Raw genomic sequence first — 21,408 nt, forward strand, 5'->3', positions numbered from 1 at the left:
GAAAATTTAATTTTACTCATATCCACTATTTCCTCCAAGATAATTTTAATTATACATAAAAAAGTACCTATAAACTAGACACTCTTTTTTTATGTGTCCATGTTATAGGTACCATTTTAGGAAGTTTGTTAGCTATAGCTCCTTTTTTATACTTAATCAACAGATACAATATTCAAGAAAGCGCGTGAAACTCGTACATTCTTATGATCCTTGTTTGCCAATCTTAGAGTTAAACAGTTATTCATATTTATAAAGTCGTTAATTATAACTGAGCCAGTTAGTGTTAAAGTTGATTCAGTGCAAGTAGATACTGTTTCTTCTGCAATACTTGGGATTAAAGGTATATTTCCTAAGAAAATTCCAGCTTTTAATGAGTAACAGCCTTTAAATACTTTTACAACTATAGTCCAATTAACTAGATAAACTACATCAGTACATAAAGATATGCAGCTAGTATCAGGATTGAATGAAATACAATGGTCACATGAGAATATAGGTCGTAAAGGAATAATACAGCCACAATGACAGCAGTTAAATGGATGATTTAGAGCAAATTGACCATAGATTCTTCTTGAAACAGGACCGGTAGCACCGGCAGGACCAGTAATACCAACCCCGGTAGCACCGGCAGGACCAGTAATACCAACCCCGGTAGCACCGGCAGGACCAGTAATACCAACCCCGGTAGCACCGACAGGACCAGTAACACCAACCCCGGTAGCACCGGCAGGACCAGTAATACCAACCCCGGTAGCACCGGCAGGACCAGTAATACCAACCCCGGTAGCACCGACAGGACCAGTAATACCAACACCAGTAGCACCGGCAGGACCAGTAACACCAACACCAGTAGCACCGGCAGGACCAGTAACACCAACACCAGTAGCACCGGCAGGACCAGTAATACCAACACCAGTAGCACCGGCAGGACCAGTAATACCAACACCAGTAGCACCGACAGGACCAGTAACACCAACACCAGTAGCACCGGCAGGACCAGTAATACCAATACCAGTAGCACCGGCAGGACCAGTAATACCAATACCAGTAGCACCGGCAGGACCAGTAATACCAATACCAGTAGCACCGGCAGGACCAGTAATACCAACCCCAGTATCACCGGCAGGACCAGTAACACCAATACCAGTAGCACCGGCAGGACCAGTAATACCAACCCCAGTAGCACCGGCAGGACCAGTAATACCAACCCCAGTAGCACCGGCAGGACCAGTAACACCAACACCAGTAGCACCGGCAGGACCAGTAATACCAATACCAGTAGCACCGGCAGGACCAGTAATACCAACACCAGTAGCACCGGCAGGACCAGTAATACCAATACCAGTAGCACCGGCAGGACCAGTAATACCAACACCAGTAGCACCGGCAGGACCAGTAATACCAACCCCGGTAGCACCGGCAGGACCAGTAATACCAATACCAGTAGCACCGGCAGGACCAGTAATACCAACCCCAGTAGCACCATCAGGACCAGTAACACCAATACCAGTAATACCAATGCCGGTAGGACCGGTTACACCAATACCAGTGACACCAGTAGGACCAGTAACACCAACGCCAGTAGCACCATCAGGACCAGTAATACCAATGCCGGTAGGACCAGTGACACCAGTAGGACCAGTAACACCAATTGTTCCAGCAAATTCATTGAAGGCTATATTATTAGCGTAGGATGTATTAACATATCTTTTATCATTTAAATCAAGATATGAGATAGGATAGATATCATTAATTGAATCTAAATTGTTGTAAAAATCAATATTTGTATCTATAGTATTCATTCGAATCTCCTTTATAAAATAGTCAATTTTTATTCATAATATCAATTTATGTGTGCAAATATTAATGGTGAGAGAAATATAGTAATAATATTAAAAAAGTGTAAAATAATATTGCAAAGTAATATAATAAGTGGTATTATATTATTAAGTTAGAAGTTGCAAAGGTGCAGTGAAAATCACTGCACCTTTTTTGTTTTTTATAATATAGGAGGAATGACTCATGAGAAAAAATGTAGTGTTACTTCAATTTTATCAATCGGAAAGATAGTTTATTCTTTGCCGAAAGTAAGAATTGAAGTGAAATCCCCAATAGGAGTTTGTGGAGGGAATACTATAGATTTTTTAGATGAACGGAAAAAGAAATCGTAGGCCTTGGGCCCTCCAAAGGAGCTCCAATAAACAAAGAACACTTGGTAATAACTTAAATCCAAGGCAATATACTAGTTAATTAAAGCTAGCTACTATAACTTAAAATATACCCCGAAAATTCCGTATTGAGGTTAGCCCCCGCAATACGGAATTTTTCTTTATAATATATCGACAAAAAACATAAAATATTGACATGGTAAGATAAGAATATTACTATATATTTGTGTAAAATTAAAGCAAAATTAAAAAAGGAGAAAAAATGCTATTTTCGAGTAATATTTTTATATTTGTATTTCTCCCTATTGTAATACTACTATACTACACAATTTTTAGATTTAAGTTTAAGAATTTATTTTTACTTGTATCTAGTTTGATATTTTATGGATGGGGAGAGCCTAAATTTATAATTATAATGATAATGTCTATATTTATGAATTATATTTTTGGATTATTGGTAGATAAATTTAGAGAAGATAAATCAAAAGCTAAAAGTATACTTATTTTTAGTATGACTTTGAATATTGTCGTATTATTCATTTTTAAATATCTCTCATTTACTATCTACAACATTAATATGTATGGAGGATATAATTTAAATGTACCTAGTATAACGTTGCCAATTGGTATTTCTTTTTTTACATTTCAAGCTATTTCTTATGTTGTTGATGTTTATAGAAATGATGGTAAAGTACAAAAAAACCTTTTTAACGTGGCTTTGTATATTGCATTTTTCCCACAACTAGTAGCAGGACCTATAGTAAAATATAGTACAGTTGACTATGAAATAAATAATAGAAAAGAGACATTTAAAGATTTTTCTAATGGTGTATGGAGATTTATAATTGGTCTTAGTAAGAAGGTACTAATTTCCAATACTATGGCAGTGATAGCAGATGCTGCATTTAGTAATATTTATAGTGGCATATCGGTATCATTTGCTTGGTTAGGTGCTATAGCTTATACACTTCAGATTTTTTATGATTTTTCAGGATATTCTGATATGGCGATAGGTCTTGGATTGATGTTTGGATTTCATTTTGAGGAGAACTTTAATTATCCTTATATATCCCAAAATGTATCTGAGTTTTGGAGAAGATGGCATATATCATTAGGAAAATGGTTTAAGGAATATGTTTATTTCCCATTAGGAGGATCTAGAGTAAAGTCAAATGATAGAAAGATAATAAATTTATTTGTTGTTTGGATATTAACAGGGATATGGCATGGGGCAAGTTGGACATTTGTACTATGGGGACTTATGTATTTTTTACTAATTACAGTAGAAAAGTTCTCAGGATTTGATAAAAGGCCATGTAAAAAGATATGGATAAATCATCTTTATACATTATTGGCTGTAATAATAGGATGGGTTATTTTTAGATCTAATACAATATCAGAAGCAGGAATGTATTTGAAGTCTATGATTGGTATTGGTGCTAATGGTTTAGTAGATAATGTAACAATTATGTATATAAAAGAGAATATCATATTCTTTATAACTGGAATATTATTTTCCATGCCGGTTATAGATTATATAACAAAAAAGATCAAAAGAAAAAAGATATATGCTATTTTAGAATTTTCATCAAGCATTATAGTTTTTATTCTTTTTATAATATGTATAACGTATTTAGTTAAAAATACTTATAATCCATTTATATATTTTAATTTTTGAGGAGTGAAAATGATAAGAAAAATAAACAAATATACTATAACTGCATTATTGTTCTTAGTTACTATTTTTGCAATAGGTATATTAAATTTTAATCAATTAAAAGATAATATACAAAATACTTTAAGGGATAAAAATATAAAAAATGTAGAGCAAGCAATTAGTAGTATTGAAGATAATTATAATGAGCATTTTTACAATAGAACAGAATTTATAGATTTTTATGGATTACTACAAAAGAAAATGAATAAAAATGAAGTTAGTAATTTTGATGTAGTAAGAGATAAGAAAGGTGGTTTACATTATCAGTATTTTGCAGATAGACCTAATGATGTTTCAACAATAGTCGATTCAATAAGTAAGTATAAAGAATATGTAACATCGATTGGAATAGATTTGGTGTATGTAAATCCACCTGATAAGGTAATTAGGGGAATAACAGAATTTGAAAAAGGACTGCCATATAATATGGCAAATGAAACAGCAGATAAGTTTCTAGGAGAACTAAAGAAGAGAGATATAGATTATTTAGATCTTAGAGAAGACATTTTAGATTCTGGTATTGAAAGAGATGAGCTTTTCTTTAAGACAGATCACCATTGGACACCAGAGACAGCATTTTGGGCATTTAATAGATTAGTAGCTAAATTAGAAGAAGAATATGATTTCGATTTAGATAAGGATGGCTTTTATACAAATAAAGAAAATTATAATTTTAAAACCTATAAAGAATTTTTCTTAGGATCATTAGGAAGGAGAACGGGAAAGCTATATTCGGGATTGGATGATTTTACATTGATAACTCCAAAGTTTGATACAGAATATACAGCAATAGGTAAAAATCCGTATTATCCAGAAGGACCATCCGAGATCAAAGGAAGATTTGAAGATGTTATTGTGGATAGGTTTTGGAGTTTAGATCCTAATGCAAAAGTTGAAGAACGAGATAGATATTCTGCTTATTTAGTTTCTAATAGACCAGAGCATAAAATATTAAATAATCTTAATAAAAATGGACCTAAAGTACTGATTATTAAAGATTCGTTTATGATGCCAGTATCTGCTTTTTTGTCTACGGTTTGTTCTGAAATTACATTGATAGATCCTAGATACTATCATGAGAAAGATATGTATCAATATACAAGAGATTATAAGCCTGATATTGTTATTGTATCTTTTAGTGAAGCAAATTTAACTGATGAATTTTTTCATTTTGAGGAGAAATGAAAAGGAGAAACGAAGTAATGGAAGCAGGAAAAAAGAAAAAGCGATTAATATTTATTTTAGTAATAGTTACAACAATATACTTTGTATGGAGACTTTTCTTTACTATACCAACAAGGTTTGGAACTTTATCTACAATTTTAGGATTAATACTTGTTAGTGCAGAGTTAACAGGTTTTATTGAATCTTTAGTACATTATTATACATTAAGTAATGGGAAATCTCCTGAGACTCCTATTGTTAAAGAGGTAAGTAATTATCCTCATGTTGATATTTTTATTGCTACAGTAAATGAACCAGTAGATTTACTTTATAAGACGTTAAATGGATGTATAAATATGGATTATCCTGATAAAAATAAAGTTCATATTTATGTGTGTGATGATGGAAATAGAGATGAAGTTAAAAAGCTAACTGAAGAATTAAACGTAAATTATATAACTAGAGAAGATAGAGAAGGGGCAAAAGCAGGTAATTTAAACAATGCTATGTCAAAAACTTCATCGCCATATATTGTAACTCTTGATTGCGATATGATACCAATGCACGATTTTCTTATGGTTAGTATGCCGTTTTTTGTAAAGGCGGAAATTGAAGATAAAGATAAAGAGAAAATTGGATTTATTCAATTACCTCAAAGTTTTTATAATCCAGATGTATTTCAATATAATCTTTTTGCAGAAGATAAAGTTCCCAATGAGCAAGAATATTTTTATAAAGAAGTTGAGGTTGGGAAAAACAGTAGTAATTCAGTTATATATGGAGGATCGAATACAATTTTATCAAGAGAAGCCCTTAATGAAATTGGAGGCTTTGTTACAGATGTAATAACTGAAGATATAGCAACAGGAATGCTTATACAATCTAAAGGATATAAGTGTTTAGCACTAGGAAGTGTGCATGCTTCAGGATTAGCTACAAATGATTTAGATGGAATATTAAAGCAAAGATCTAGATGGGCAAGAGGATGTATTCAAACTTTTCAAAAATATAATCCGTTTTTTATAAAGGGACTTGATTTCAAACAGAAACTGAATTATTTTGCTGCAATAATTTATTGGTACTCTGGAATAAATAGATTAATATATATAATTTCACCAATACTTTTTTCGGTATTTGGAATAAGAATAGTAGATACTAACATTATCGAAGTAATTATTTTTTGGTTACCTATGTACATAGTAAGTTTATTAGCATTATCCAAGTTGTCTGGCAGAGCGCGAAGCAAAAAATGGAGCAATATTTATGAAACAATAATGTTACCAAGATTAGTACCTGTTGTTATATTAGAAACACTAGGAATAAGACAAAAAAAGTTTGTAGTTACTCGTAAAGATGGAAAGGTAATAAACTCTCATAAAGATATTATCAATTTAGTTATTCCTCACATTATTATGACGATTTTAACTATTATAGGTCTTATAAATTGTATAAGACTTTTAAAGTATAATGCTGCTACAGCTATTTTTGTAGGATATTGGCTAGTAATTAATTTGTATACACTAGTTATGGCTCTATTATTCATATTTGGTAGAAAAAAATATAGGGTTTTTGAGAGGTTTCCAATACAAACTGATAGCAAAATATATTTAAGTGATGATGTAATAGAGGGATATACAAATGACATATCAGAAACTGGTATTTCATTTGTGTTAAAATTTCCATATTACTTTGATAATGAAAAAGACTATAAGATTTTTGTAAAAAGAGAAGGATATAAATCTATTTTTAAAGGTAGATTAGTTTATGTTAGCAGTAGTAGTAATCAATATAAATATGCATTTAGAATAGTGGATATAAATAAAGAAAACTACAACCAATTGTTAAATATACTTTATGATAGAGAACCTGCTTTACCAGTGGGGATAGAGAATAATAGTATTTATGATGATATAGTAGATAATATAAGGCATAGAATGAAAAAAGAGTTTCAGTATAAAAGGAAATATCCTAGAGTAAATTTAAATTCAGATGTTACTGTATTGAATATGGACAATAAAGAAGAAGTAAGAGTAAATATAAAAGATTTTAATTATTTGTATTTTAGAATAGAGACAACAGAAAATATAGAAAACTTAAAGATAGTGGTTGGGAAATGTACATTTTATTGTATTAAAGATCATGAACTTACGCCACTAAGAGAACAAGAAGAGAAAAATAATATTTATATGTACAAAGTAGTGAATTATAAAAATTTAATATATAGTGATGAGTTAAAAGATGTTATAAATAATTGGATAAACTCATAGTTTGTTATATAATATGGCTACACAAGTATTTTACTATGTGGGAGTCCTTTTTTTATAAGAAATATTCACCAGATAACAAGTTTTTGAATATATATGTATTAAATAATATATTAGGTGTAATATAATATGAGCTCTTCTGATTTAAGAACAACTGAAACTAAAATAGATGTTATCGTAAATAAAGATAAAAGCATAAATAATGGAAAGATTTTAGATAGTTTATTAAGAAATATAGTATATAGAAAGAAAGATAAGATAACTTTATTAGTCTATAAAAATGATGGAGAAATTGAATTTAACACAGTTGTTTATAATGGAGAGAAAATCATTTTTACAGTATCTAAGGAAAGAGGATGGAAAAATTTAAAGGTAACATATGTTGGGGATAGAGTTATAAAAGAGACTACTAAGGAATATGTTTATTATAAATTATATAGGGGAACAGAGTTTATTTGTTATATTGTGACTTATAGACAATAGTAATGCCAAAAGAGAATACTCTATTGGCATTATATTTTATAAAGTATTTTTATATTCACTAGGAGTCATACCAACGAATTTTTTAAACAGTTTAGAAAAATAATTAATATCTTCATAACCTAAAATTTTTCCAACTTCATATATTTTATAAGATCCAGTTTGAAAGAGAATCTTTGCATGGGCCATTTTGACTTTTCTAACATAAGTTAAAAAAGTTTCTCCTACTTCAGATCTAAAAAGATTACAAAAGTAATTTTTGCTGATTGAAAAGTGTGTAGATATTGTAGATAGGTCAATATTATCGCAGACGTTTTCTACAATATAGTGACATACATTTTTTATTAATCTATTTTTACTATTAAGTTTATAGTAATTAATATTAAATATGATTTCTTTTGCTCCTATAGTAACATAATATATTAATTCATCTAAAGTTTTACAAGATATGTTTAGAGAATGATTAGGAGTTTTGAAGTCATATACATTTCCTAGACCTTTGTAGATAATTTGTAACTCTGAAAGTACAGCAATACTAGTATCACGAATTAATTTTCTGGATTTATCGATATCTCCATTAAAATCATTATGAATATCTTTAATAAATTTACTTAAGTCTATCAAAACACTTTCATCACCATTTAAAAAGCTTTTCAATACAAAATCTTTTTTATTTGATATTAGAAGAATTCTATCATAATATGTACCATGAGATTCTGTTGTATTTATATATCTACCATTTTTTGAATTAGATTTTGTTGATATACAACATTTGGCACTAAAATAGCTTTTATAACTTTCATAAATTGATTTAAATTCGATACCAATAGCGGCATAAATTTTACTCTTAAATTCTTTGTATATATAGCTAGAAAGTGATAAAAGATTGTTTGTTATTATATTATAAAAGTGATCGTTTACTTCATTATTTAAAGGCTGAGCTATAATTACAATGTTATCGTAATCGTTATAAATGAGTTTTGATTTCAAGTATGGTATAAATTCTAAAGATGAATTTATACGTGCAATAATGTTTTTCATTATTAGAATACTATTTTTTAAATTGTCTATTGAATTATCCAACTGAATTAAGATTACTACGCCTTTAGCATCAAAAATATCTAAGTCTTCCATGGTAATATCTAAAAGTGTTAGAGTTCTAGTGATATCTTCGTTTTTTAAAAGTTTTGAAATTATATTTTCTTTTAATATACGCATTGATTCGTTACGTATAAGAGATATAGAAATATCATTAAATGTATCTTTTAATTCTGTTAGTTTTTTATAGGCTTTTAATATAGAAACTTCTAAAAGATCTATCTCTAAATCTTTTATAACATAATTTTCGATTTCCATTCTAAAATATTCTCTTGACGTGAAAAAATCAATTGTATTTGAAAATATAATAAAAAATGAAGATGGATAATTTTTCTTTACCCAATATAATTCTTCCATAGTTCCGTCTAGTATAACGATATTTACATTTGAATCTACATATATATCATCAATAGAATAAAATTGCTTTATAGAATTAAATTTCAGATGATTTTTTTTTACTATTGATGTAACTAATTCTTTAGTTTGTGAATCTTTATCAATTATAAAAATATTGTTCAATAGAAACACCATCCTGATAGCTTTTACCATATTATATCATAGATTTATGAAGATTTATTGGATATTTGGAAATAGAGATAAAAAAATAGCAATCATTATATATTTACATTATATGGAAAAACTTTGGTAATTATATTAGGTTAAAAAGTAATTTTATCTAGTTTATTTATGAATATATATGATTTAAAATTATTATTGTAATAAATTAGTGTGATTTAACCAATATTAAAAATATGATAAGTGTTTAATGATTTTTTTATATTATCCATAATAAAATCCTTTATAAAGCCTATAAAATTCATTTTTATAAATAGAGAGTCATTAAACAAAAATACTCAATCCCTATTATTATATTTTTAAGTAGAAGTATTTTGATCTCCCATCAAAATATTGAATGGTTATTAAATAAATGATAAGTTTCTTGCGTTAAACTTATGGATTATTTATTTCTTAAATTGTCTGCCTACCAATTTAAGTATAAAATCACAGAAGGAAAAAGGTGTTGCACCAGTGTAAGTGCAGCAGCTTTTTTCTATAATTAAGAATTAAATAAATGAAGTATAGTTAACAGTTTCTAGTTGTTAATCTGATACTTCATTTTAATTACAAGTTCCATATAGTGAACAATATTAATTAGCTATTACATAATGATGTTTGCCATCTTTTTTAGCAGTGTATAAAGATTTATCAGCTTTATCTACCAATCTTATTACATCAAGGTTTTCAGATAAAATATCTTCAGTAATTCCAATGGAGCAAGAAAGTATCTTCTCATTAGGTATTGTGATGTCCTTTTCTAAAAAGTCGCAAATTTTTTCTTTAAATCCTTTGGCTGTCTCTAATTTTTCATATAATTTATCAGCTATAGAAATAGCTTTTTCTATAGTACAGTTATTAAAGAAAAGTAAAAATTCATCACCACCATATCGTATAGCATAATCATTTTTGCCAACAAGAGAACGTAATATTTCACCAAACCATATAAGAACGGAATCACCAATATTATGTCCAAATGTGTCATTATAATATTTGAAATTATCTAAATCTATATAAAATAGGATAATAGGATTTTTTTCAGTAGCATTCTTTTGATTTTTAATTAATTTATTAATAGTACTGAAAAAAGATTGTCTATTATATAGTCCAGTAAGCATATCAGTAGATGCAATTCTTAATAATTTCTCTTGACCTTCAATTCTCTTAAGCGTTTCAATAAACTGTTTTACGATAAGAGAAATAGTTTTTAGATTTTCTTCATTTAATATTATTTTATTATTAATAAGTGTTGTATCCATCTTTGTTAGGCAGATAAATGAAGCTGTAAGTTTATTATCATTTATAATAGGAATGCATATCAGTGATTGTAATTTATCATCTATAATACGTTGGAAGAAATTACGGAGTTTTAAATTTACGATATTTTCTCCTGTAACATAAGGTTCTTTTATTGTTTTTATAATTTTAGTATAGCTAAAAAGATCTTCACCAGATAATTCAATATTATTATGGGAATAAACAACTGTATTTGTGGAATCTTCATGGAATACTAGTAGTGAATAGTCTAAAGAAAATCTATTGTGTAATAAGTCTATAGAAGAGGATATTACTTTATCTTTATCGTATCCAGAACTTAAGATTTCTTGATATAAACTATAGAAGTTTATTTCATTCATTTTATTATTCAATGAATCTATAGTATTTTGTTGTTTAGCTGCCTCTATAACCCAACTTAAGTTTGACAAATTGCTACCTAAACCATGTTTTACAGGTGGCTTACTATTTAATATTGAAAGATAAAATTTGTGATTTCTTTCTAAACAATAATTGATACCTTTACTTCTTAGTGAACCTGATTCTAATATTTTACCTACTGATGCAAGAGTAATACTATATTCCAATATAAATTTTGGATATAGACATTGCAAAGAACCTTTTATAAATGACATGTATTTATTTGCTTTATTAAAGTACTTTAAAGATTCTTCTGCTTTTCCTTCATGTCTGAATAGCAGACCTTGTACAAAGTTGTATAAAAATAATTCATCATCATTTTCATGATTAGAAGTATCATTTTTTATTGTATTTATTTTAGATACAAAAGTATAACTTTTATAAATGTTACCTAAATAGAAGTTAGTTAAAGAAACAAATCCATAAACCCTATCTATAGTAGTCATTCTAAGACGATCTAGATTTAATACTGATATAACTGATAAAAGTATACTTAGGCATCTTTCCGATGTTTCGTAATCACAAGCAAGTAAAGCATTTTGAGACTTATTTAAAAGCGTTATACAAATTTCATCAAAGTTCCAGTTAAGTCTTAATAACTTTAAAGCTTTATCATAATAGTAATTGGCTCTTATAAATTGCTCTTTATTCATATAGTAATAACCCATTCCGTTATAGGTTTGTGCTAATCTGAAATTATCACCTAATTCATTTAATAATGTCTCTACCTTTTTATAGTATAAGATACTAATATTAAATTCTCCATCGACAGAATAAAGTAAAGCTGTATTTAAGTGAGCAGAAAGAACGCAATTTTTATTATCTAACTGTTCAGCAAGATTATGACCTTCGTAATAGTATTTGCTATCTTGTGATGACTCACTAAAGCTATGTGTTAAGAAATATGCTAGCATATTATATTGATTGTATTTTTTAGCTATTGTAATCATGTCATCTTGGAAAATGAAGTTTCCAATAGTAGTTTTATACTCACCGGTTTTATTAATCCAAAAGAATAATGAATAAGCTTTGAATTTTAACAAATCGTCATTTAAAGAATTAGCAATTTTATAGCTCAATTTTGCTTGCTTTTCAGCAGCGCTATATTTTATTTTAGCTATATTCAGCAATGATAATTTTTGAAGTGCATGAGCTTTAATTCGTTGATTATTTGCTAATTGATTAAATAGTAAATTATAATATGTATAAGCTGCTTCTAGATTATTAGTAAGCAAATTTATATCACCAAGACGGATTAAAACATGAGCTAATTCAGCATCGATAGCATTAGAATCACTTTTGCGTTTATCAATATCTATGAGCTCTTTATAACGCTGTTTGAAAAATTTTTCTGATTCTTCGAAAGCAAAAAAATAGAAAAAGTTTTCACCTAAAGTAGTAAGATCATAGCTGTTTTCAAGACTATTTAATTCTTCATTATCTATATTATCTGATAAATCATCAAATTGTAAAACAGAATTGTTGAATTCTAAATCTTGTAAAAGCTCATCAAATTTACTTTGATATTTATCATAAATATATTTAAAACTACTTACAGTAGCTAGAATTTTGAAGTTGCATTGGACATTTTGTTTTAGAAACCATCTTAACCATTTTATAGTAGAATAAGATGCAAAGTTTAAGTTCTCAAATAATATCCAAAGCTCTTTATCTTTACTGTAGTAATTATATATCTTTAATAATGATTCATACATCTTAGTTTTTTCGTATTTATAGTCAACATAAAGTATATCTTCATCTCTTTGGACAATACCTGTATTAACATAAGATTTTATCACATTTCTATGTGTGGGATATATATTTAATTCTTCAAATATAAAATCTATATTCGTTTCATTTAGTAATCTTTCTTTTATCCAAGAAAATAGAGGACCAAAAGGAGTAGTAACAATTTCCTTTTTTAATTTTTTAAAAACATATTGCTTTTCATCATCTATTTCTAAGGCATAACTGTAAAATTTTTCTAAATTAAATTTTCCGTTATTTTTTATTAGCATTATTTTATTAGCATTATTATTTAGTTCATTTAACAATAATGATGATATAGTATCCTTCAAAACGATCATTACTGGTACCCCCGAATGCTTTAATTTTAATAAAGTTAAAGTTTATATAGATTTAAATCAATTTTTTTTATACAATTAAGATAAAGTGATTTAAATATATTGTAAATTATATTATATATTACAACAAATTATAATATTTATATTCATATAATATCACAATTTTAACCATATGTTAAAACATATTTCAACAAAATATCAATATATTAGGAGGAGAATATGGAAAATAATTTTCTTGAGAATATACCAGAGATGGAGACCGAAAGGCTGATACTAGTACCTCTAAGCAGTAAATATAAAGAAGCGGTATACAAGCATATATTGGATGGTGATGGTAGAATTTTAATGCAAAATGCTAAAAATAGCATTTTAGAGTCGAAAGATACATATTTTAACGAAATGATGAGACTTCATAATCTTGGATTTATTGCTCAATGGGTAATCATTTCTAAAGTAAATAAAGAATTTTTAGGACAAATTCAATTAAGAAGAGTATTTTTAACAGATACTGTTCTAGATGTTAATGTTACTATAGACAATGATAAGTTAAATAATAATATAGCTAGTGAAGCATTAAGCAGAATTTTAATTTATGCTTTAATGGAGTTAAAGGTAAAAAGAGTAGAAGCTGTCATTGATGTTAATAATATTAGTGCATCAAGAGTTATGAATAAATGTGGTATGACATCAGAGGGAGTTTTAAGAGATCGAGGAATTTGTGGTGATGCTGAAATATATGCTTTAACTAAGAAAGATTTAGACAAGTATATTTAATTATACAAAATAAAAGACTAGAAGAAATAATATGTGCACCTATTATTTTCTAGTCTTTTATTTTTATTAAATAAACTTTAAAAAAATCTAAATTTGTAAAAACATTTCAAAGCCAAAAGAAATGTTATAAAGTTAGTTACATAATATCTAAAACCAAAACTAGATGTAAGTAAATTAATAATCCAAAAGTAAATTTAGCCTAGCGTAGCTTTTCAAAGCCAAAAGAAAAACTACAAAATTTTACGTCCAAAATAAGAAAGTATTGTTTACATAATATCTAAAAACCAAAACTAGATATAAGTAAATTAATAATCCAAAAGTAAATTTAGCCTAATGTAGCTTTTCAAAGCCAAAAGAAAAACTACAAAGTATTTTACGTCCTAAAATTTGTGTACTTATTATCTGAAAAGCCAAAATCAGATATAAGTAAAGTTCATTGTCCAAAAGCTTAAATTAGCTAAAATCCTATTTAATTATGTCAAATAGGAATAGTGTAGTTAACTTGTCCAAAATGATAGCCGTATCAGTTAAGCTCAATAAAGTTTATAATTCTAGAGGATGTAAGTAAATACTTCAGGGGTATCCTCAAGATTATAATTATTCTTAACCTTAACTGAGAAAGTGGAAAGTTAGCCATACAATCCTTACTTTCTGTCAATTGCTAAGAAAATTGATACAAAGCCACGATACCAACTTCTTAATTGTATTATATCATCAAAATATTTATATAACTATAGTTTTACAAGAATTTTTGCTTATGATATTGTGAATTTTCATAAAGATAAACTTTTATAGGTAATTCAAGGAATAAAAAGGAATTTAGAGATGTTTTAGGATAAACAAAAAATATAAAAAGAAAATAATTTTTACAATAATAACCGTAGGTGTACTATATTACTAGTACAGTGATACAAAACGATGAGGTGACGAGGTTATGGAATTAGAGTTAAATTCAAATGAACCTATCTATATACAGATAAAGCGTTTATTAGAAACGAAGATATTATGTGGTGAATGGAAAGGAGGAGAAAAGGTGCCATCAGTAAGAGAATTAGCCAGTGATGTAAAGGTGAATCCTAACACTATTGTTAAAGTATATAGTGAGCTAGAGAAAGATGGACTTATTACAACAAAGAGAGGTATTGGTAAGTTTGTAACAGAAGATGAGAAGAAAGTATGCAATTTGAAGGTAGAGGCATCTAAAAATAAGTTTTATGAATTTATTAAGACAGTAAAGCAGTTTGGATTTTCAAAGGATGAAATATTAACAATAATTGATGAGATGTATGAGGAGGTGTAAAGATGGATACGGTTTTAGAGGTTAGAAATCTTTCAAAGAGCTATGGCAAGAAAAAGGTTATTGAAAATATATCATTTTCTCTTGAAAGAGGTAAAGTTTTAGGTATTTTGGGGCCAAATGGTGAAGGAAAAACTACTTTGTTAAATACTATTGTTGGACTACTATATCCATCTTCTGGGGAAATATTAGTAGAAGAGGAAACATTGCCTATTGAAAGAAAAAAGAAAGTAGCTTTTTTTCAAGACAAAAATGTGGTGGCAAAATGGATGAAAGTAAAAGATGCAAAGATGTTTTACAAGAGATTTTTTAATGATTTTAGCGAGGAAAAGATGGAAGAGATGATGGGGTTAATGCCAGTAGATGATAATGCTAAAATTAATAGTTTATCGAAAGGAAATATTGAGAAGGTAAATTTAGCATTAACTTTAAGTAGAAAAGTGCCATTATATATTTTAGATGAACCGATATCAGGTATTGATATTATAACCAGGGAAAAAATTATTAGAGCAATAATAGGAAATATAGATGAAAATGCATCTATGATAATAACAACTCATTTTATAGGTGAACTTGAAAATTTATTTGATGAGGTAATTTTTCTAAAAGATGGTGTTGTTTTAGAAAGTGGTGATGCCGAAGAACTTAGAGTGAAATATAGTACATCTATAGAAGGGATTTACAAGAAGATTTTTGGAGAGGATTAGGTGATGGCTAAATGAAGAATATAAAAAATATTATGTGGTTTAGTTTAAGAAGTTATAGAAATTTTTATGCTATCCTTGGAGGAATATTAGCTGCATTATCCATATTAGATATATTTATTTTAAAGAGTACTTTAGGTGCAGAGTTAATTACTGTTATGTCTACAATTACTACAGTAGCATTTATTTTTTTTATAATACAATTTTGTAATGAAATATCAAAGACACAAGGAAGATTATTATTTATGGCACCTTTTAAGGCGTGGGAGTTTTTAACTGCAAAATATATATTACACACAGTAGTACAAATAATTCTAGTTACTAGCACATCGTTGATAGCCTTTATTGGGAATGTAGAGTTGAAAAGTGAAATTATTATTACAGGACAGTCACTGTTAGGATCTTTTGCAATTATGTATATATTTATTTGTTCTCTTATTATTATCTATGGTTCATATGTTTCTAATAATGGTATCGTAACTGTTTTGGTAATTTTAACATCGATAATATTACCAACTATAGTTGGGTGGGGGGTTGAAAAAATCATAGATTTCTTACCATATATTTATTTGAAAATAGGATCAGTAGAAATTGATCTCTTAGTTATTGCAGCAGCAATAATGGTAATAGTTTCATTGATGGTAGTATCAACAAAGTTATTAAAATCAAAGTTAGATATAAATTAGAATATGGGGGAAAGCAAAATGAAAAAATTTATTCTATCAATATGTATAGGTGTAATATTAGCATTAACATTGACTAGTTGTGATGTACAGGTAGGGGTAAAACCTAGAAATAAAACTGCAGATAAAAATTCAGCAATAGATAAAGATGAAACGGCATCATTAGAAGGGGTAGAAAAAATCAATATAAATATTGAAGTTGCAGACGTACTTTGTAAAAGCTGTAATGATAATAATGTTAGATTAATAGTTAAAAATAGTACTTCATTTGATGGTGAAGTTGTAATGAAAAAGGAGAATGAAAATTTAAATATAAAAGAGAATAAGTCGACTAAAGAAATAGGTTCAAATAGAAAAAGTAGAAAGATAGAAATATACATTCCCAAAGAATATAAAAATGATATTTCTTTAAGCAATGGTGTTGGTGATATTAAGATGGAAGATGTAAATGGTGATAATGTATCTATTGGAAATGGAACTGGAGATATGGATATAACTAAGATAAATGTAAAAGAATTAGTTATAAATTCTGGAGTTGGAGATACAACATTGAATTTAGATAGGTCACCTAAAAATATGAAAATAAGCGGTGGAACTGGAGATTGTGATATTAAAATTAAAGAAGTTAATGGGGATATAACATATAGTGGTGGTGTTGGGAATTTATCTATAATAGTACCAGAGAATGCACCAATAAAAATTAAAACTTCTTCTGGAATTGGTGATAGACATATAGACGCAAAGGTATCTGAAGAAAATAAATATACTTTTAATCTTGATAATGGTTTAGGAGACATAAAAGTTACTAATTAGAATCTAGGAGGATTATATGGTTTTTTTTTTAATGAATGCTATTGAGGTTAAAAATTACTATTCTTCATAAATTCGTCATAACAATGACACAAAACTATAGTATAGTAAATAATGCGATGTATATAAATGTCGCATTCCGATTTATAGAATAAATCAGTATGGGAGCTGTTGCGTTAGCAAATTAAAGATTTGCTAATGACAGCTCCTACTTCTTTTTGTATTATGAATGAAAATTTTTAGTAATCTTCTTAGAATGGTTAATACCTATCTGTATTTTATCATGTAGTTTATTAAAATTAATTGCATAATTACTGTGTAAAATAGTGTAATTATATATAAAATATTTTACTATAAATTTTTAGCTAGTAGAGATAGGAATTTATTTTTGCAAAAAGATAGCGCCGCACTAATTTTAGTGCGACAAACACTATCTAATTGTGAATTGAGTTGCTTTGTGATAGCCTAACTTTTGGTGTGTTAAAGTTTACAAATTGAAAATATATTGACAGTAGCACATATTATCTCAACATATGTAGGTTGATTTTGTTGTTTATGAGCATAATATTGTAATATTAAAGTTGAGGTATCAGTAGTTTCGAATAATGTTGTATTTTGCAAATCTACACCATCTTGTGAAGATGAGTTAGTTAAAAATTGCATGCTACTTATAGAAGTATTATTAAGATTTAAATCACCTCGTATAAATGATGCATTAGAATTTGGCTTTAAGGTCATACTCCAACTAACACTATAAATATATCCACCTGGAATAGTGATAACTGTAGGTGTTGTATTTTCATTAAAAGTTATATTAGTAGTATGGAATGGACTAGTTAATGGAACAGATCCAGTAATACCAATAGTACCATTTACACCAGTAGTTCCAGTGATTGCGAACTTTCCATATATAGAAGAACATTGTGCACCAGTAGCACCAGTGATACCAACACCAGTAGCACCAGTGGCACCTGTTCTACATTTAATGTTATGACATGGTTTATGATCTTTGTCATAGCATATAGATAAATATGGTGGTTTTTTAGAATTCAATGATGAAAATTTAATTAGTGAATTATTACATCTACTATCATCGAAGATAGTAAGACCGAAATTTTCTTTAGTAATAGTCCAATTATTAACAATTGGCGTTATATCTATTTTTATATATCTATTAATATCTCTTGGATATATATCGAAACAAATTTCATGGTGATTATTTACTTTAGGTGCATTTGCCCAAGTAACTGAGGTAATATCAAAATTATTTTTATTTTCCTTTATGGATATAGTAACTTTGCGAGCATTAGATTGTGCATCTTCTAAAAAAATATATAAAAATGCTGATTTAATATGACAAAGACGAAGGTTATAAAACTTAATTAATGTTCTATATTCATTTCTATCTTGAATAGAATTTCTAGCTATTCCAGTTAGTAAAGGATCATAATCATAGAAATTCTTATTTGGATTTATATTATTTATATAACTGGTTCCAGTTGATATAATATCTTTTATTGAATGCAACAGTATCAACTCCTTTAATAAATTGTTTATCCTATATATATATTATGAAATGGGTTGTGAATAGGTTCAGAGCAAAGAAGAGAATAGATAACCAGTGTTGTGTTGAATTATCAATGAGGTAAAGTTAACACGATACAGTATAATTGAAACCCTAGGTATAAATTGATAAAATGAGAATAAAAAGGAAAAGGTGGAGAAAACTATGGGAAAAAATAAAGAAATGATTTTTTTGAGATATAGTTCATTTATTATACTTATATATCAAATATTTCTTCAGTATAAAAATAGTAGTATATTAAGTATTATTTTTGTGCTGCTATTTATAATAAATAATAACTTAAGGATATTTTATTTTGAAAATGATACAGAAAAGATAATATCTATAGTTATAGAACTGTTACTGATTCCTTTAGCTCAATTGAGGTTTGGTGGATATATTCTAATATATTTAATTGGGATAGTCATAGATATCTTTACCATAAGCAATAAAATGGTAACGTATATATGTGCTGGTTTAATAATTACTATTTCTATTATAGGTAGTTTTGCAAATGGCAAAGAAACAATTTTTATTAACTTTATAATAATTGTAGGAATGTATATTTTACTAATCTATATATCAGAACTTTATAGTACAAAAGTTCAGGCTCAGAAATTATATGATAAACTTAGGATTTCAGAAGAAAGGCTTATTGAAGTTAATAAAGAATTGGAAGGCTATGTAGATACAATAGAAGAGATTACGTTATTAAAGGAAAGAAATAGAATATCCAGGGAAATTCATGATAGTGTTGGACATGCACTTTCTACGGCAATGATTCAATTGACAGCTATGGAAGTTATAGCTGAAAAAGAAAATAGTACAATGAAGGATACAATAATAAGATTAAGAAGTTTTATTAATGATAGTTTTCAAGATGTTAAAAGAGCTGTTAGGGAATTGAAGCCAGATCAATATGAAAATTATAAGGGGATTTTGAGATTACAAGATGTGTGTAAAAACTTTCAAAGGATGACAGGGATAGAAGTAAAGGTAATTATATCAAAAGGACAATGGAATTTATCAACAAAACAAGTAAGTCATTTATATAGAATAACACAAGAGATATTGTCAAACTCTCTAAAGCATGGAAAGGCTTCTACAATTAAAGTGATAATGAATTTTACAGATAGTGAATTTATTATTTCATTTAGTGATAATGGTATTGGAACAGATAAAATAGTAGAAAGTGGAGTTGGACTTAAGAGTATAAAAGAAAGAGCAGAGGAAATAGAGGCTATTGTAGATATGAAATCTGCTAGAGGAAAAGGTTTTTTTGTTAGAATAATCGTTCCAAAGGAAGTGGAGGTATAGTGTTTTGGAAAAGATTAAATTATTAATTGTTGATGATGAAGAACTTATAAGAGAAGGACTTAAGATAATGCTTTCTATATATAATGATGTAGAAGTGATTGATACGGCGAAAAATGGATATGAGGCTTTAGAAGTTTGTAAAACTAATGATATAGATGTTGTTCTTATGGATATCAGAATGAAAGATTGTGATGGAGTTATGGGGACAAGACTAATAAAAGAGCAATTCTCTAGAATAAAAGTTATAATTCTTACAACATTTAAGGATAAAGAATATATAGAGGAGGCATTAAAATATGGTGCTTTTGGATATATGTTAAAGGATAGTTCTCATGATGTAATTTATGAAGGTATAAAGACTGCTTATAAAGGTAATATGGTGGTTCATCCAGATGTGGCATCAAAAATGATGGAGAATAGATTGAATATAAAAAGTGATATCGATAAATACAATCTTATTGAAAAAGAAATTAAAATAATAGAAGCAATAGGAAAAGGATTAACAAATAAAGAAATAGCAGAACAGCTCTTTTTATCTGAAGGAACAATAAAAAATAATATAACAAATATTTTATCAAAATTACAATTAAGAGATAGAACACAGATTGCTATATTTGCTTTTAAAAATGGAATAGTGACTTAAGTCATTTTTTTAGTGACTTTAAGTTATAGTAATACCCTCTATTATATTTTATTATATGATTAAGATATTGATAGTGTAAAGTTTGCTATGAAAAAATAATATAACAAAAAACACTATCTTTTTGAAAATTTAAAGTAGTAAATTACAGAAATAATTTAAATTTGAGCATGACAAAAAGACCTTTAATAAAGGCAAAAAAATTTATATTTGGTTATATAATCCGTTAGGAAGCATTTTTTTCTTGGATATCTAAAATAGCTTGCTGTCCTAACCTGATTAATATTTGCCATTTGGCAGGCATATTATCGATACCATCAAGAGCTTCAAGTTCATTAAGTGGTTTCCAATAGTTATATGGATGAGGTCTTAGAAAGTTATAATATGCGACCCA

At 27.9% G+C, this 21,408-nt stretch carries 15 protein-coding genes and 1 pseudogene; 11 read left to right on the top strand and 5 right to left on the bottom strand.

Annotated features, from left to right (window positions below; translation table 11 throughout):
• Positions 1 to 152 precede the first annotated feature (152 nt).
• Positions 153 to 1,802, bottom strand: coding sequence for an autotransporter outer membrane beta-barrel domain-containing protein (locus KQI30_RS17705; protein ID WP_301281831.1), 1,650 nt, complete (start codon positions 1,800 to 1,802; stop codon positions 153 to 155).
• A 628-nt stretch (positions 1,803 to 2,430) separates the two neighbouring features.
• Here KQI30_RS17705 and KQI30_RS14530 point away from each other — a divergent pair.
• The 4 genes from KQI30_RS14530 to KQI30_RS14545 all read left to right on the top strand — a co-directional run bounded on the left by KQI30_RS14530 (position 2,431) and on the right by KQI30_RS14545 (position 7,796).
• On the top strand, positions 2,431 to 3,846 hold the full coding sequence (locus KQI30_RS14530) for an MBOAT family O-acyltransferase (RefSeq protein ID WP_216464072.1): 1,416 nt from the start codon (positions 2,431 to 2,433) through the stop codon (positions 3,844 to 3,846).
• 9 nt (positions 3,847 to 3,855) lie between these two features.
• On the top strand, positions 3,856 to 5,070 hold the full coding sequence (locus KQI30_RS14535; RefSeq protein ID WP_216464073.1) for an alginate O-acetyltransferase AlgX-related protein: 1,215 nt from the start codon (positions 3,856 to 3,858) through the stop codon (positions 5,068 to 5,070).
• Complete coding sequence (locus tag KQI30_RS14540; protein ID WP_216464074.1) at positions 5,067 to 7,316, top strand: glycosyltransferase family 2 protein; 2,250 nt, start codon at positions 5,067 to 5,069, stop codon at positions 7,314 to 7,316. The genes KQI30_RS14535 and KQI30_RS14540 overlap by 4 nt, the downstream gene beginning before the upstream one ends.
• Positions 7,317 to 7,442: 126 nt before the next feature.
• Entirely contained in the window at positions 7,443 to 7,796 is a 354-nt protein-coding gene (locus KQI30_RS14545) for a hypothetical protein (RefSeq protein ID WP_216464075.1), read from the top strand.
• Between the two features lie 36 nt (positions 7,797 to 7,832).
• Here the strand turns inward: KQI30_RS14545 and KQI30_RS14550 are convergent, their stop codons facing one another.
• Together KQI30_RS14550 and KQI30_RS14555 are read right to left on the bottom strand one after the other, a co-directional pair.
• Complete coding sequence (locus KQI30_RS14550; RefSeq protein WP_216464076.1) at positions 7,833 to 9,410, bottom strand: helix-turn-helix domain-containing protein; 1,578 nt, start codon at positions 9,408 to 9,410, stop codon at positions 7,833 to 7,835.
• Between the two features lie 629 nt (positions 9,411 to 10,039).
• Positions 10,040 to 13,228, bottom strand: coding sequence for a GGDEF domain-containing protein (locus KQI30_RS14555; protein WP_216464077.1), 3,189 nt, complete (start codon positions 13,226 to 13,228; stop codon positions 10,040 to 10,042).
• Between the two features lie 216 nt (positions 13,229 to 13,444).
• On the opposite strand from KQI30_RS14555, the gene KQI30_RS14560 reads away from it, so the two are divergent.
• The 5 genes from KQI30_RS14560 (at position 13,445) to KQI30_RS14580 (ending at position 17,496) form a co-directional block, all read left to right on the top strand.
• Positions 13,445 to 13,999 carry a GNAT family N-acetyltransferase gene (locus tag KQI30_RS14560; protein WP_216464078.1) on the top strand — a complete coding sequence of 185 codons (555 nt, stop codon included), beginning with the start codon at positions 13,445 to 13,447 and terminating at the stop codon, positions 13,997 to 13,999.
• 934 nt (positions 14,000 to 14,933) lie between these two features.
• Entirely contained in the window at positions 14,934 to 15,299 is a 366-nt protein-coding gene (locus KQI30_RS14565) for a GntR family transcriptional regulator (protein ID WP_216464079.1), read from the top strand.
• A gap of 2 nt (positions 15,300 to 15,301) precedes the next feature.
• A complete protein-coding gene (locus KQI30_RS14570) occupies positions 15,302 to 16,003 on the top strand; it encodes an ABC transporter ATP-binding protein (RefSeq protein ID WP_216464080.1) in 702 nt (233 codons plus the stop codon).
• 11 nt (positions 16,004 to 16,014) lie between these two features.
• Positions 16,015 to 16,686 (top strand): hypothetical protein, encoded by a 672-nt coding sequence (locus KQI30_RS14575; RefSeq protein WP_216464081.1) that lies wholly within the window; start codon positions 16,015 to 16,017, stop codon positions 16,684 to 16,686.
• 18 nt (positions 16,687 to 16,704) lie between these two features.
• A complete protein-coding gene (locus KQI30_RS14580) occupies positions 16,705 to 17,496 on the top strand; it encodes a DUF4097 family beta strand repeat-containing protein (RefSeq protein ID WP_216464082.1) in 792 nt (263 codons plus the stop codon).
• A 477-nt stretch (positions 17,497 to 17,973) separates the two neighbouring features.
• Here KQI30_RS14580 and KQI30_RS14585 read toward each other — a convergent pair whose 3' ends face one another.
• Positions 17,974 to 19,020, bottom strand: coding sequence for a DNRLRE domain-containing protein (locus KQI30_RS14585; protein WP_216464083.1), 1,047 nt, complete (start codon positions 19,018 to 19,020; stop codon positions 17,974 to 17,976).
• Positions 19,021 to 19,222: 202 nt separating this feature from the next.
• Here KQI30_RS14585 and KQI30_RS14590 point away from each other — a divergent pair, with 202 nt between their 5' ends.
• Together KQI30_RS14590 and KQI30_RS14595 are read left to right on the top strand one after the other, a co-directional pair.
• A complete protein-coding gene (locus KQI30_RS14590; protein WP_216464084.1) occupies positions 19,223 to 20,374 on the top strand; it encodes a sensor histidine kinase in 1,152 nt (383 codons plus the stop codon).
• Positions 20,375 to 20,378: 4 nt separating this feature from the next.
• Entirely contained in the window at positions 20,379 to 21,017 is a 639-nt protein-coding gene (locus KQI30_RS14595; protein WP_216464085.1) for a response regulator transcription factor, read from the top strand.
• A 223-nt stretch (positions 21,018 to 21,240) separates the two neighbouring features.
• Here KQI30_RS14595 and KQI30_RS17710 read toward each other — a convergent pair.
• Positions 21,241 to 21,408 (bottom strand): annotated as a pseudogene (locus KQI30_RS17710) (transposase); the annotation flags it as partial.

Origin of the sequence: Clostridium bornimense, from assembly GCF_018917145.1 — a bacterium.
GTDB classification, from domain to species: domain Bacteria; phylum Bacillota; class Clostridia; order Clostridiales; family Clostridiaceae; genus Clostridium_AN; species Clostridium_AN bornimense_A.

What these genes read in the sequence shown, in the direction of transcription:
- KQI30_RS14530 (WP_216464072.1), top strand. Translation starts at nt 2,431, where the DNA reads ATGCTATTTTCGAGTAATATTTTTATATTTGTATTTCTCCCTATTGTA.
- KQI30_RS14540 (WP_216464074.1), top strand. Translation starts at nt 5,067, where the DNA reads ATGAAAAGGAGAAACGAAGTAATGGAAGCAGGAAAAAAGAAAAAGCGA.
- KQI30_RS14560 (WP_216464078.1), top strand. Translation starts at nt 13,445, where the DNA reads ATGGAAAATAATTTTCTTGAGAATATACCAGAGATGGAGACCGAAAGG.
- KQI30_RS14570 (WP_216464080.1), top strand. Translation starts at nt 15,302, where the DNA reads ATGGATACGGTTTTAGAGGTTAGAAATCTTTCAAAGAGCTATGGCAAG.
- KQI30_RS17705 (WP_301281831.1), bottom strand. Translation starts at nt 1,802, where the DNA reads ATGAATACTATAGATACAAATATTGATTTTTACAACAATTTAGATTCA.
- KQI30_RS14545 (WP_216464075.1), top strand. Translation starts at nt 7,443, where the DNA reads ATGAGCTCTTCTGATTTAAGAACAACTGAAACTAAAATAGATGTTATC.
- KQI30_RS14555 (WP_216464077.1), bottom strand. Translation starts at nt 13,228, where the DNA reads ATGATCGTTTTGAAGGATACTATATCATCATTATTGTTAAATGAACTA.
- KQI30_RS14580 (WP_216464082.1), top strand. Translation starts at nt 16,705, where the DNA reads ATGAAAAAATTTATTCTATCAATATGTATAGGTGTAATATTAGCATTA.
- KQI30_RS14590 (WP_216464084.1), top strand. Translation starts at nt 19,223, where the DNA reads ATGGGAAAAAATAAAGAAATGATTTTTTTGAGATATAGTTCATTTATT.
- KQI30_RS14565 (WP_216464079.1), top strand. Translation starts at nt 14,934, where the DNA reads ATGGAATTAGAGTTAAATTCAAATGAACCTATCTATATACAGATAAAG.
- KQI30_RS14575 (WP_216464081.1), top strand. Translation starts at nt 16,015, where the DNA reads ATGAAGAATATAAAAAATATTATGTGGTTTAGTTTAAGAAGTTATAGA.
- KQI30_RS14535 (WP_216464073.1), top strand. Translation starts at nt 3,856, where the DNA reads ATGATAAGAAAAATAAACAAATATACTATAACTGCATTATTGTTCTTA.